The sequence below is a fragment of the Bartonella sp. B12(2025) genome (assembly GCF_053795135.1).
In genome coordinates, this window is the sequence record NZ_CP200031.1 from 1,061,455 (window position 1) to 1,074,081 (window position 12,627).

The window sequence follows — 12,627 nt, forward strand, 5'->3', positions numbered from 1 at the left end:
TTTTTTATTGCCTAAATTATTTTCAACGCTATGCTAACATCTATGTTTTACCTTGCCCATATATCGGATGTGCATCTTTCACCTCTGCCGCAACCTTGCTTATTTGAACTTTTTGGGAAACGCCTTACCGGCTATCTTAACTGGAAAAGAAAACGTAAAGGCCAAATGGCAAGAAATGTCCTAGAAACTTTAATGGATACGCTGAAAAAGATAAATCCTGACCATCTTGTAATCTCTGGTGATCTTGTTAATCTTGCCCTTGATAAAGAATTTGAACAAGCACGTAGTTGGTTGCTTAACCAAGACAATCCTCAAAATATTTCTTTAACATTTGGGAATCATGACGCCTATGTACGCGGAACATTCCAAAAGGCATGTACACTCTTTCAACCTTGGATCACAGGCGACTTCCCTCAAAAAAACGCTCTTTCCTTTCCTTATATGCGCATTCGCAATAATGTCGCCATTATAGGTGCTTCTTCAGCTATTGCTACACCACCTTTTCAAGCTTCTGGCTATTTTGGCAAAATGCAAGCGCAAGCTTTATCACAACTTTTAAATGAAGCTGCAACACGCAATCTTTTTCGTGTTGTCATGATACATCACCCCCCTTTTCATCATGCAACCTCTTGGCATAAAAAATTATGGGGTATAGAACGTTTTCTAAACGTTATCAAACATCACGGCTGCGAACTTATCCTTCACGGCCATACCCATTTACCCACATTGAATACCATTAAAGGAACAACGGGAAAAATCCCTATTGTTGGTGTTGCTTCTGCATCACAAGCTTTTGGCGATAAAAAAGCACCTGCAGGTTTCAACTTATTCGCTATTGAGCGTTTTCACCATCAATGGCATTGCCAATTGCAACGTTATAATCTTATAAATCAAAAAAATGAAGTGGCGTGTACTGAAACAATCAATCTTTAATACTTTATAAAACAAGAAAAAACCAAAATATCTTTTGGTTTATATTCCTTTAAATAACAATATAATTGAAAAACTTTATATAAAAGGGATCATCGTTGTACCTGGAGGCAGCTTAGCCTCATCTTCAGGTTCTACATGAATAGAAATACGCACATTATCAAATTCTTTTTGAAGAACAGCCTCAATTTTATCGCAAATCTGATGTGCTTCTCCTACGGACATTGCAGCTGGTACAACCAAATGAAACTCTATAAAAGTAACTCTACCAGCAACACGCGTAAGCAAATCATGTACTTCAAGTGCACCATGTGCATTTGCAGAAATAAGCTCACGAATCCGCATGGTTTCATTCAATTCAACTCCAACATCCATTAACCCTTGAACAGCACTACTAATCACCTTCCAGCCCTGTAAAAGAATATTAACGGCAACAATTATTGCTAAAATCGGATCCAAAATGCCCCATCCGCCCATAAAAGAAGCAACAAGACCAATTAAAATGGCAAGCGAAGTAAAAACATCTGTTATGAAGTGCATTCCATCAGCTTTAAGGACCGGTGAACGGTGGATTTTTCCCTGCCGAATAAGCATAAAACCCCACATGTAATTTATGGCGCTTGCAACGAGATGAATAACGAGCCATATTCCGGGTTTCTGTGATAATTTCACGGTCGAAAGAGCCATCCATGCTTCTCTTAAAATTATAATTGCTGCAATAATGATAAGGATTCCTTCAAGAATCGCAGAAAAATATTCCGCCTTATAATGTCCAAAAGGATGATCATGATCTGCTGGCTTCATACTTACCTTAACAGCCCACCACGCTGCCAATGCAGCGGGTATATTTACGATTGATTCCAATGCATCAGAATAAAGCGCGACCGAACCAGTGAGGTAATATGCCCAATATTTCAAAGAAAAAACAATACAAGCAACGAAAATAGAGCATAGAGTCAAGTTTTGTATATCAATTTTTACATTCATAGCCACACCCTCTTCTTCACTAATAAGGGATAACACTTTCAACCATACCCGATGGTATTTTTGGCATGTCACCAATATTTTCTCAATATCACAGAAGCTTCACAGTAGAATAAACGACTCTCATAGCCCACCATTGTTATTGCAATAACTGCTTGGTTATATGATATAATACAACGAGTAGAGTAACACGGATATAACTCAAAAAAGAAACAATTAACTCTCTAAGAAAAATCAAACGCATTACCCTCATTATTAATAATTTATGAGAAACTTAATGCTGCCACAGCCTTGTAGTTGAAAAAAACATTTTATTGTTTTTCTCACGCATCATGCCTACTGTTTATCAATCTTTTTATGGGCGTCAAAGTAATTAATATAATAGCATAATCGCGTACAGCAAAAAGATCACTTACATTCTGCTGCAACCTTACACCTTAACTGTATCAAAAAATATGACTTCTAAAATAATTTAAAAACAATTTTCAGAAGTAAAAAAGAGAAACAATTATCTCAAAAAAAGAATCTGGGCATTGGGGACCCAGATTCTTTACCCTTACAAATTAAGGATATGCAGAGCTTAGGAAATAGCGGGGACCCAAAACCCTGCACCCGATGCAACACAATAACATTGTGCTGTATTCAGTGTTTTTATATTATACCTATGGTTGTATTTTGTCAACATAATTTCTACCATAGATTTAAAATAATGAGTTTTTTTCCTCTCTTTATTCAAAACAAAGCAAATATTTAATATCTGGCAATTTAGAAAAAATAACATTAAAAGCCTTGTATGCGTTTGAATATCATAACAATCTATGAAACTGATGATCCACGTCTGAGAGACTATCAAAAAATCCGTGAAAAAGATCTTGTTGGACGACAACATCAATTTATTGCTGAAGGAAAAGTAATATTATCAGCCTTGCTGCATTCGAAAGAATTTTCTGCTCTCTCACTGCTCATGGTGACAGAACGCCTTCCTGGACTTATGCCCCTTTTAGAAAAAACACAGCCAACATGTCCCATTTATTGTGTTCCACAAAAAGTCATGAATGATATTGCAGGCTTCCATGTTCATCGTGGGATACTCGGTATTGGTGAACGCAGAAAGCTACCATCATTACAAAACTTTTTACAAGATCTTCCAGAAAAAGCTTTGATTCTGGTTTTATGTGGTATCTCTAATCACGATAACATGGGCGCCATTTTTCGCAACGCAGCCGCCTTTGCCAGTAATGGCATTATCGTTGACAAAACCTCATGCGACCCACTTTATCGCAAATCGATCAGAGTTGCTACTGGTGCAGTTCTAAAAGTACCCTATACGCAAGATGCCAATATTAATGACATTATAGCAACTCTAAACGATGCAAACTTTCATCTTTATGCACTTTCCCCCTCTGCCCCATGCACTCTCAAGCAAGCAAAAACAACAAAAAGGACAGCACTTATTTTAGGAACAGAAGGTGATGGCCTGCCAACCCATATACTACAAAAATCAGAAACGTTACGTATTCCTATGGCTCACGGCTTTGATAGCCTCAATGTTGCCACAGCATCAGGTATTGCACTCGCCCATTTTACTGACTTTGATAAACTTCACTAAAGACGATAACACTCTAAGTTATAAAAAACATCCCATCATGTGTATCATTTTATTTATAAGAAGCAGTCGTTTTAAATTCAGAGGAAGCAGAAGCGTTTGTTTCCAGATTACACAAAACGCGCTTCAACATCGCTTCAGTATCAGCGGCACGTTCTGAATGAGTCACAAATCCTCCCCCAAGAACACGTGCTCCATCGTCATTGCCATCATAAAGAACACAAGCTTGTCCTGGTGCCACGCCATTTTCGTGTTCTAAAAGTTCAACAGAAAAAACACCTTTTTTATAATGCACGCGAGCAAGATGGGGAGGACGTGTTGAACGCACTTTCACAGCGACCTCAACGCCACCGGAAGGAAAATTATCCAACTGCTCATCACCAAGCCAATTTACATCACGCAAAAAGAGCTTATGTGTTTCCAACATTTCACGCGGGCCAACAATAACACGCGCATTTTCCACATCAAGATAAACCACATAAAGCGCTTCACCCGTTGCAACACCAATACCACGGCGTTGACCAACAGTATAATTAACAATTCCCGAATGCTTTCCTAAAACCTGTCCATCGATATGCACAATAACTCCAGGATTGATGGCTTCTGGACGCAATTTTGTGATAACATCAGAATATTTTCCTTGCGGAACAAAACAAATATCCTGACTGTCATGTTTATTAGCAACAACAAAGCCCATTCCTGTTGCTATTTCACGAACACGTGCTTTCGAAAGATCCCCAAGTGGAAAACGCAAATAATCAATCTGCTCTTGTGTGGTTGCGAAAAGAAAATAACTCTGATCGCGATCAGTATCAAGAGGACGAAAGAGTGCCCGATGCGCACCATGGGAACGCGAGCGAATATAATGACCCGTTGCTAAAGCATCTGCACCTAATTCGCGCGCAGTTGCTAATAAATCAGCAAACTTGACAGTCTGATTGCATGCTACACATGGCACAGGAGTCTCCCCGTGTGCATAGCTTTCTGCAAAAGGATTAATCACAGCTTCGCGAAATCGCTTTTCATAATCAAGAACATAATGAGGTATTCCCAATGTCTCTGCTACACGGCGCGCATCTTCAATATCTTGTCCAGCGCAACACGCTCCCACCCTATGTGTTGCGGCACCATAATCATAAAGCTGCAACGTAATTCCAATGACATTATACCCTTCCTTTTTCAAAAGACCCGCGACAACCGATGAATCAACCCCACCCGACATTGCTACAACAATGCGAGAATCCTCAGGTCGTCCTGGTAAATCAAGACTGTTTAAAAACATGTATTTATTCTCTATTTAATGAATATCCATTCGTTAATATTCTTATGCGCGCTGTTCATTGCTTTTATACTATGTCCTTTTATATTGTTTTTTTATCCTTTCCACAACCAACAGCATCATTTTCTTTAAAATGGCTGCAAACAAAAAAAGAATGATAGAAATAAGGCACAATGAAAGTTCTTTTGGTTCTTTTTTAAAATCTGAAAAAACATCGTAGAAACTATCCTACCCATTTCATTTTATATCACATTTTCACGTGTTGACTTCCTTTATTAATTTTTTTTCAACGCGTTTAGCTCTTTTTTAAATTTCATGTTTTAAAAACGAATCAAGTCCTTGACTAAAGGTAGAGGATACAATGACCAATTTAATAAAAGTACAAATGAAATATGTTATTGGGCCAGATGGAAGTCCGCTTACAATCGCCGATCTACCGCCGAAAACAACAAGGCGCTGGGTAATCCGTCGCAAAGCTGAAGTTGTTGCAGCTGTCAGAGGTGGATTGTTAAGTCTTGATGAGGCGTGTCAACGCTATTCTTTGACTGTAGAAGAGTTTCTTTCATGGCAAAGCTTGATCGACGAACACGGCTTGGCTGGGTTACGAACGACCAGAATCCAACACTACAGGCATTAGTTGCCATGGATAATGATTCGATAACGACTTAAAAAATTTTTTTAAAACAGCCAAGCTTGATAAAAGTTTGGCTGTTTTTTCGTGTTCTCAGTAGATAAACATCTCAAAAATTGATCTTCAAACTATAGCTTTTATCACCCAGTCATTGAATTAGACTGAATTAAAATACAGTCATCATCCACTGCTGCCTTCTTTTCCCGCGCCTCATAAATCTGTGCGCGTTGTAACTCTGTATTGACTTCGTGAAGAGCAATTTCAGCATTTGTTTTTTGAAGCTGCAAATCACGAATCGAGTTCATAAGATTATCGCGCCTCTGCCGCGCTGCACGAGCAAAAGCAGAATAAGCAAAATGGTTAACATCATTGTTTCCAGATTTACGTTCTTCATTAACAATTTGCGTTTCCAGTTCTAACACCATTCGCTCAAATTCCGCGATCATCATCTCGAGCTGTGCAATTTCACGACGTTTCCCACGCATTTGAAACATCCTCAATCGCACCATACTTTCCCGTGGCTTCATGCTCACTACTCCTTGATTGCGCCAATTCAAAATTCGCACTCTATATATTTTTAGCGACACTCTTTCTGAAGAAAACAGTCCATTTTTTAACGTGAAGCTATAATTTTTTACCTTTCCTTAAAGCACCCACGAACACAATCTGCTTTCAAGAAAAATAATCATTTCTTTACTTTTCGTATCCACTATAGAATGAAGAGATTTAAAGCTCCGTAAATAAACACTGAAATTGTAAAAAAGTAATTTAAAAGAATCTTTTATAAGTTTTTTTTAAATTAGTGGAAAAGCACTTTATTTTTTCATTAATTTTTGAAATACACAATTTTTCTAAAATAATTTTATAACCTCTTTTAAAAATAAAAATATTTTGTTAACCACTATCATAGATAGTGGGGAATTCAGTGGTTATTGTTACGCGTACTGCTGAAATATTCATAAACACTTTTATTATTAAGTGTTTGATTTCATGGATTGTTTTTTATTAACAGCGGTTTTACCAGCTGTTATAAAATATAAGCGCTCCTTTTGATTCGGAGGAGCAAAGTGAGGGATCTAAGATGCGCGTATTATTAATTGAAGATGATAAAGCAACTACCCAAAGCATTGAAGTAATGCTAAAGTCAGCAAACTTTAATGTCTATATCACTGATCTAGGTGAAGAAGGAGTCGATTTAGGTAAGCTCTATGATTATGATATCATTTTGCTTGATTTGAATCTACCTGATATGTCAGGCTATGATGTCTTGCGGACCCTAAGATTGGCAAAAATAAAAACCCCTGTTCTCATTCTTTCCGGCATGAATGCCATTGAAGATAAGGTACGTGGTTTTGGTTTTGGTGCGGATGATTATATGACGAAGCCGTTCCACAAGGATGAGTTAATTGCACGTATTTATGCGGTTGTTCGTCGTTCTAAAGGACATGCACAATCAGTCATTATTACTGGCGATCTCACCGTTAATCTTGACGCAAAAACAGTCGAAGTTGCTGGGCATCCTGTGCATTTAACTGGGAAAGAGTATCAGATGCTAGAGCTTCTCTCTCTGCGTAAAGGTACTACACTCACCAAGGAAATGTTTCTCAATCATCTCTATGGTGGAATGGATGAACCAGAACTTAAAATTATCGATGTCTTCATCTGTAAACTGCGGAAAAAATTGGAAGCAGTCTCTTCTAACGTGAACTACATTGATACAGTTTGGGGACGCGGTTATGTATTACGTGACCCAGTTGAAGATAACGTACGTAAAACCGCTTAAGAAGTGAAAATATACATTGTAAAATCTCGGGGTACAGCGGGCCGAGATTTTTCTCTCTGTTACAATAAAAAAACTCGCACACGAGAGATCTCTTTGTATATAGAGAACGTTAAGGCTTAAAAAGTCCCAAAATCCCCGACAGACATATTCTTATCGCTTACAGATACAATCTAAGCTATCTTTTTCTAACACAGCTTAAGCGCTTTTATCTTATTCAAAGCTTCTTCACACTTTCCAAAACAACGCAATTGTTGGTTTCATCTATATTTAATTTCATATTCGTCATCTCAGCAAGTAACACCGTGTAATAAAATTGGATGACATGAGCATCGATGTGTTCTTCCTGAATATTCCCATTATATAACGCAATAAAATGAGAAGGAATACGTAAGTTTTGACCGCAAATCTCAAATCGAAAAGAACGTTTATTTTCATCATGCAAAATCATAACAACGATTTCACCTCCACGAGAAACTGTTGTGTTTGCGATCAATAACAAATTAAGTAAAAGTTTAACTTCATTTTTTGGTAAAAGCAAAGCAGGAGCTTGCCATTTTAAAATTGCCTTTTCTTCCTTCATATATTGTTGAGAAACCTGCTCAGCGGAACGTGTATCTATTTGTTCCCCACTTGCCCCTGCAAAACCAAAAGCCAATCGTGCAAATTGTAGACGTGCAGAAGCACTCGCAACAGACCAACGCACTAATTGCAAAGCATCTTCTTCAGCCCCTCCTTCATCATAGAGCTCCATCGCATTTTGAATAGCGCCAACAGGCGAAATCAAATCATGGCAAATACGACTACAAAGCAAAGCAGCAAGATCTGTAGGCTTCAAAGAAACAGCTAACGTCATAATTATTGAAAACTCCTAGATTTTTAAAAAGCTTCATTTTAAAGAAAAACTCTTAACATCCAATGCATCATACATATATTGAAACTTTAACAATCACGCTAAATTTTTTTTAGAAACAAATTCAAAAATTTAAATAATCTCACATCTCATTTTTTATTTGAATAGAATAAAAATCCTAATATTATCTTTTTGTTTATAACTGATAAAAGGAAAAAACTCTATGACCCTCTCTTTCCTAATACGTTGGCACAAAAGTGTTGTGTCTCTAATCTTCCTTTTATTCATAGTCATAAACTTCGTAATCATAAACACTGCAAATGCTCGAATCCGAACAATAGAACAAAATGAGCCCCATTATTCGCTGCAAGAAATTATCGATTCTGGACATATTTTTTTTGGAAAAACTGCTAGCAGTATAGCAGTAGCAATTGAGAATATCTTTTCGCAATACGGTTATCCAAATGCCTATATTTTAGGAGAAGAAGCTTCCGGCGCCTTTTTTGCTGGATTAACCTACGGCGAAGGAAAGCTTTTTACCAAAAACTACGGTCAGCATAAAGTTTTTTGGCAAGGTCCCTCTGTAGGATGGGATTTTGGCGGACAAGGTTCCCGTTTAATGATTTTAGTTTACGGTCTTAATAATATAAATAATTTATGGGGACGCTATGGTGGTATTGCAGGTTCGGCCTATTTAATAGCAGGTGTTGGTTTTCATGTCCTTAAATACCACAACGTCTTATTAGTCCCTATCCATACAGGAGTTGGCGCACGCCTTGGCATCAATGTGGGATATTTAAAATTAACGCCCACACCGACATGGAATCCATTTTAAATGAGCACTTACTGAAAAGGGGATTTATGCTTATCCAATCGCTTCTTTTTTTCATTCTTGGAGTCGCCTCCACTTCTTGGTTACTGGTGATTTTTGCTCCTCTTATTTGGCGCAAAGCCGTTCATTTTGCGCATAAATATGTTTCTGCGCAAATTCCATTATCACACACTGAAATACAAGCAAATTATGATTTTCTTTGTGCACAATATGCTGTAAAATTAGCGCAAAATGAACAAAAGTACGACTCTTTACAAAAAAAATATGCCCAACAAAAAATACAACTTGGCCAAATAACAGAACAACTTTATCAATTACCTCTTCACACACAAGGCACTTATTCTTCCCCAAAAGAAGTTGTCGCAATCGAAAAAAATATCAGTACTACAAACACCTTCATAATGGAAATTAAAACTATGCGTGAAAAAATAGCGCATTATCAGCAACGTTTACAAAAAATTCAAACCAATGAACTTGACACCACTGCTAACCATCAACTCCTAGATGAACTGCGTGAAGAAACAAAGGAATTAGCAGCAACATTAGCTGCCCAAATAGCGCTACAAGAGGGTAAAACATCCCCCATCAACGCATTGATCCAAAACTCCAAAAGCAAAAATGACCTAGCATCGCGCATTCGCAAAAAAATAACCTACACAAAAAAAACCTAACATAAGTGATTTTTTTAAACAACTTAGTATAAATATCTGGATTGATAAACATTAACTGTATCTTCTAAAAGACAAACACTTTCGTTATCATATTGAAAATATAAGTTAAGCTTTATACATAAGCTACTCTATTAACAAAATAGCTGCTAAACCTGACTTTGCTTTTTAGTTACAACTCAAAAAACACCTTCCAAGATGTAATCAAAATAAAGCCAAATATTAAATAGCTTTGAGAATAAAACCATTGTTTTAAAAGCAATAAAAATCTCTTATTCGTTGGATAATCATATCTTGATCAGTTTTCGTCAAATAAGGATGCATAGGTAAACTTAAAACACTATCTCCTAAAGACTCAGAAATAGAAAGAGAATCTTTTACATAAGGAAAGTGTTTATAAGCTGGCTGCTGATGCAACGGAGTTTTGTAATAAATCATTGTGGGAATAGAATTCTTCTGTAAATAATCCTTTAATCCATCACGATTTTCCACCTTAATAGTATATTGTGCATAGGCACAACGAACACCTTCTCTCATTTCTGGAACTGCAACAATATCTCTTAAACTATTGGAATAATATTGAGCGATTGCCGTACGCTTTTCCATCTCATCTTCAAAGATAACAAACTTTTCCAGCAAAATTGCAGCCTGAATTGCATCTAGACGCGAGTTCATACCGATACGCACATTGTCGTATTGCGTTTTGCCTTTACCGTGAAACAGAATAGAACGCAAAAGCTCTGCCAAACTGTCATCATTGGTCATCATAGCACCTCCATCGCCATAACATCCCAATGGTTTTGCAGGATAAAAACTTGTCGCGGCCACATCACCAAAAGCTCCACACATAATATTACCGCTTCTCCCCCCCATTGATTGGGCAGCATCTTCAATAACAAAAAGATTTTCCTTTACCGCCACTCTAGCAATTTGCTCATAATCAGCAGGAAGTCCAAACAAATCAACAGCAATAATTGCCTTTGGTCTGAGACGCCCCTCTTTTTTAATCATTTTGATCGCTTCACAAAGCTTTTCAACATCAAGATTGAATGTATCAGGCAAAACATCAACAAAAACAGGTTCAGCTCCCACCAAAGCGACAACTTCAGCAGTTGCAGAAAACGTGAAGCTAGGACAAAAAACAGCATCACCTGGACCAATATTTTTAGCCATAAGAGGCATCTTCAACGCATCAGTCCCATTGGCACACGCAATCACATGTTTAACGCCAAGATAATCCGCCAATTGTTCTTCAAACTCTGTTACTTTTGGCCCCAAGATATACTTACCACTGGCAACCACATGCGCAATTGCAGAATTAATTTTATCTTCAATACGCGCACGCTGCGCTCCAAGGTCGATGAACTGCATATTAACTCCATTGATCATCACAACAATGCAAAAGCGCTACTTATCTCTTTTATCTATGATAATTGACACTAGCAGCAGTTAAAATCCGTAAAACAGCAATCGCATCATCACCATCTGTACGAGGTGATTGACGCATTTCAATACACTGAAGAAAATGCTGTAATTCGCAAGTGAGCGGCAAATTTTCACAAACATCAATATACTTCAGTTCGTCAGTGCTAAAAGCCCACTCTTGTTTCTCTTTCCAAACGGCAAAACGGTGCAATGCCAATTTATGGCTCCACGGTTCCATATCATCAAAAACAAGCATAGCCTTTGTACCAACAACCGTTAAACGCCTTTCACGGCAGGGACTAAGGCGTGAAGTAAAAAGATGACTACGTATACCATTTGGAAAAGTCATATGAACATGAGCACAATCAGAAAGCTGATCAATCACAGCCGCTCCTTCTCCACGAACTTCAGAAGGTTCACATTCTGTCAAAGCCAAAATCATTGAGAGATCATGAGGAGCAAGATCCCATAAAGCATCGCTTTGTGTATGAAATTTTCCAAAACCTAATCGGTGAGAATAGATATAACGTATATCACCTAATTCTCCCTTTGCTACCAATTCACATACTTTTTCAAAAGCAGGATGAAAACGCAAAATATGGCCCACCATAAAAATTCGCCCATATTCAGCAGCAACCTGAACTTGGTATTCAGCGTCCGCTACATTCAAGGCAATTGGTTTTTCAACAAAAACATCCTTGCCATTTTTTAAAGCGCGTACTGCATTTTCTGTATGGAATTGTGGAGGCAACGCCAGTACCAGCGCATCAATATCTTCATGAGTAAAAAGATCTTCTGGCGCAATAGCTTCCACACCATACGTGCAAGCAAAGCTTGCAGCACGCTCAACATTTACATCAGAAACTGCTACTAAGGCCCCAAGACCTTTGAGTGTTCGTATATGATTTCCACCCCAATGACCGCACCCTAAAACCGCTATACGTGGCACCATTTTTATGCTTTACCCTGCTCATTATACAAAAAATATACTTCTATTCATTCCATACCGAGGATGAAATGGAATGACAAGAGAAAAGCTTAAAAACGATGCTTGACATCTCACTATTCTACCTCTTATATCCGTAGACAATAAGATGAGTTGTAATAATATTTGTCTATCTTGGCGGAGTAGCTCAGTAGGTTAGAGCAGAGGAATCATAATCCTTGTGTCGGGGGTTCAAATCCCTCCTCCGCTACCGTTTTATTTTCATCGTGCTTTTCAAAAAACCTTGCACTGTAGTATGTACAGTTTATCAGTGAATTTTGTAAAATTTTTCACAAGTTTTTGTACCAATTTATTTTTTCAAAGAGGTTTTCAAAAACACTTGAAGGGTCATTTTAAGTCTCCTGATATTTTTTTAAGAGTTTCTCAAAACAACTTCTCTCCTTCTAATTCTGAAATGACAGCGAGCAAAGTATTTTCTCTGTAAATATATTTCTATTGATCATTTTCCGTTTTTCAGCGCCTTCCACATTTCTCTCATCATAAACCAATTGAGAGTGACAAACGCCTCGCAATAACAAAAAATCTCAAAGCAATACGCAGCATAAAAATGGCCTCTATATTGAGACACTTTTACCCTATAAAATTCTGAATGGAGGTATCACCAATACCATCATTGCTAAAACTGTAAAATTT

Annotated in this window: 12 protein-coding genes and 1 tRNA gene; 7 read left to right on the forward strand and 6 right to left on the reverse strand. The window is 37.6% G+C overall.

Annotation, left to right across the window (positions count from 1 at the left end; genetic code table 11):
* Positions 1 to 30: 30 nt before the first annotated feature.
* On the forward strand, positions 31 to 933 hold the full coding sequence (locus V3564_RS04645; RefSeq protein ID WP_455480429.1) for a metallophosphoesterase family protein: 903 nt from the start codon (positions 31 to 33) through the stop codon (positions 931 to 933).
* Positions 934 to 1,008: 75 nt separating this feature from the next.
* Here the strand turns inward: V3564_RS04645 and V3564_RS04650 are convergent, their stop codons facing one another.
* Positions 1,009 to 1,917 (reverse strand): cation diffusion facilitator family transporter, encoded by a 909-nt coding sequence (locus V3564_RS04650; protein ID WP_455480430.1) that lies wholly within the window; start codon positions 1,915 to 1,917, stop codon positions 1,009 to 1,011.
* Positions 1,918 to 2,707: 790 nt separating this feature from the next.
* Here V3564_RS04650 and V3564_RS04655 point away from each other — a divergent pair.
* Complete coding sequence (locus V3564_RS04655; RefSeq protein WP_455480431.1) at positions 2,708 to 3,523, forward strand: TrmH family RNA methyltransferase; 816 nt, start codon at positions 2,708 to 2,710, stop codon at positions 3,521 to 3,523.
* 49 nt (positions 3,524 to 3,572) lie between these two features.
* Here the strand turns inward: V3564_RS04655 and mnmA are convergent, their stop codons facing one another.
* A complete protein-coding gene (mnmA, locus tag V3564_RS04660) occupies positions 3,573 to 4,802 on the reverse strand; it encodes a tRNA 2-thiouridine(34) synthase MnmA (RefSeq protein WP_455480432.1) in 1,230 nt (409 codons plus the stop codon).
* Between the two features lie 358 nt (positions 4,803 to 5,160).
* Between mnmA and sciP the strand changes: the two genes are divergently transcribed.
* On the forward strand, positions 5,161 to 5,436 hold the full coding sequence (gene sciP / locus V3564_RS04665; RefSeq protein WP_455480433.1) for a CtrA inhibitor SciP: 276 nt from the start codon (positions 5,161 to 5,163) through the stop codon (positions 5,434 to 5,436).
* A 134-nt stretch (positions 5,437 to 5,570) separates the two neighbouring features.
* Here the strand turns inward: sciP and V3564_RS04670 are convergent, their stop codons facing one another.
* Positions 5,571 to 5,957, reverse strand: a complete 387-nt coding sequence (locus V3564_RS04670; protein WP_455480434.1) for a flagellar export protein FliJ — start codon at positions 5,955 to 5,957, stop codon at positions 5,571 to 5,573.
* 554 nt (positions 5,958 to 6,511) lie between these two features.
* On the opposite strand from V3564_RS04670, the gene ctrA reads away from it, so the two are divergent.
* Positions 6,512 to 7,213: a response regulator transcription factor CtrA gene (gene ctrA, locus V3564_RS04675; protein WP_455480435.1), complete on the forward strand. Its 702-nt coding sequence runs from the start codon at positions 6,512 to 6,514 to the stop codon at positions 7,211 to 7,213.
* A 214-nt stretch (positions 7,214 to 7,427) separates the two neighbouring features.
* Here the strand turns inward: ctrA and chpT are convergent, their stop codons facing one another.
* Complete coding sequence (gene chpT / locus V3564_RS04680; RefSeq protein WP_455480436.1) at positions 7,428 to 8,066, reverse strand: histidine phosphotransferase ChpT; 639 nt, start codon at positions 8,064 to 8,066, stop codon at positions 7,428 to 7,430.
* A gap of 220 nt (positions 8,067 to 8,286) precedes the next feature.
* Between chpT and V3564_RS04685 the strand changes: the two genes are divergently transcribed.
* On the forward strand, positions 8,287 to 8,898 hold the full coding sequence (locus V3564_RS04685) for a DUF1134 domain-containing protein (RefSeq protein ID WP_455480437.1): 612 nt from the start codon (positions 8,287 to 8,289) through the stop codon (positions 8,896 to 8,898).
* A gap of 26 nt (positions 8,899 to 8,924) precedes the next feature.
* Entirely contained in the window at positions 8,925 to 9,566 is a 642-nt protein-coding gene (locus tag V3564_RS04690) for a hypothetical protein (RefSeq protein ID WP_455480438.1), read from the forward strand.
* 249 nt (positions 9,567 to 9,815) lie between these two features.
* Here the strand turns inward: V3564_RS04690 and V3564_RS04695 are convergent, their stop codons facing one another.
* Complete coding sequence (locus tag V3564_RS04695) at positions 9,816 to 10,934, reverse strand: DegT/DnrJ/EryC1/StrS family aminotransferase (protein ID WP_455480439.1); 1,119 nt, start codon at positions 10,932 to 10,934, stop codon at positions 9,816 to 9,818.
* Between the two features lie 49 nt (positions 10,935 to 10,983).
* Positions 10,984 to 11,940 carry a Gfo/Idh/MocA family protein gene (locus V3564_RS04700; protein WP_455480440.1) on the reverse strand — a complete coding sequence of 319 codons (957 nt, stop codon included), beginning with the start codon at positions 11,938 to 11,940 and terminating at the stop codon, positions 10,984 to 10,986.
* A gap of 170 nt (positions 11,941 to 12,110) precedes the next feature.
* Between V3564_RS04700 and V3564_RS04705 the strand changes: the two genes are divergently transcribed.
* A tRNA-Met gene (locus tag V3564_RS04705) sits at positions 12,111 to 12,184 on the forward strand.
* The last annotated feature ends 443 nt before the right edge of the window (positions 12,185 to 12,627 follow it).

Bases quoted from the DNA above. Each gene is read 5' to 3' on its own strand.
- V3564_RS04645 (WP_455480429.1), top strand. From the start codon at position 31: ATGCTAACATCTATGTTTTACCTTGCCCATATATCGGATGTGCATCTT.
- V3564_RS04650 (WP_455480430.1), bottom strand. From the start codon at position 1,917: ATGAATGTAAAAATTGATATACAAAACTTGACTCTATGCTCTATTTTC.
- V3564_RS04655 (WP_455480431.1), top strand. From the start codon at position 2,708: ATGCGTTTGAATATCATAACAATCTATGAAACTGATGATCCACGTCTG.
- mnmA (WP_455480432.1), bottom strand. From the start codon at position 4,802: ATGTTTTTAAACAGTCTTGATTTACCAGGACGACCTGAGGATTCTCGC.
- sciP (WP_455480433.1), top strand. From the start codon at position 5,161: ATGACCAATTTAATAAAAGTACAAATGAAATATGTTATTGGGCCAGAT.
- V3564_RS04670 (WP_455480434.1), bottom strand. From the start codon at position 5,957: ATGAAGCCACGGGAAAGTATGGTGCGATTGAGGATGTTTCAAATGCGT.
- ctrA (WP_455480435.1), top strand. From the start codon at position 6,512: ATGCGCGTATTATTAATTGAAGATGATAAAGCAACTACCCAAAGCATT.
- chpT (WP_455480436.1), bottom strand. From the start codon at position 8,066: ATGACGTTAGCTGTTTCTTTGAAGCCTACAGATCTTGCTGCTTTGCTT.
- V3564_RS04685 (WP_455480437.1), top strand. From the start codon at position 8,287: ATGACCCTCTCTTTCCTAATACGTTGGCACAAAAGTGTTGTGTCTCTA.
- V3564_RS04690 (WP_455480438.1), top strand. From the start codon at position 8,925: ATGCTTATCCAATCGCTTCTTTTTTTCATTCTTGGAGTCGCCTCCACT.
- V3564_RS04695 (WP_455480439.1), bottom strand. From the start codon at position 10,934: ATGCAGTTCATCGACCTTGGAGCGCAGCGTGCGCGTATTGAAGATAAA.
- V3564_RS04700 (WP_455480440.1), bottom strand. From the start codon at position 11,940: ATGGTGCCACGTATAGCGGTTTTAGGGTGCGGTCATTGGGGTGGAAAT.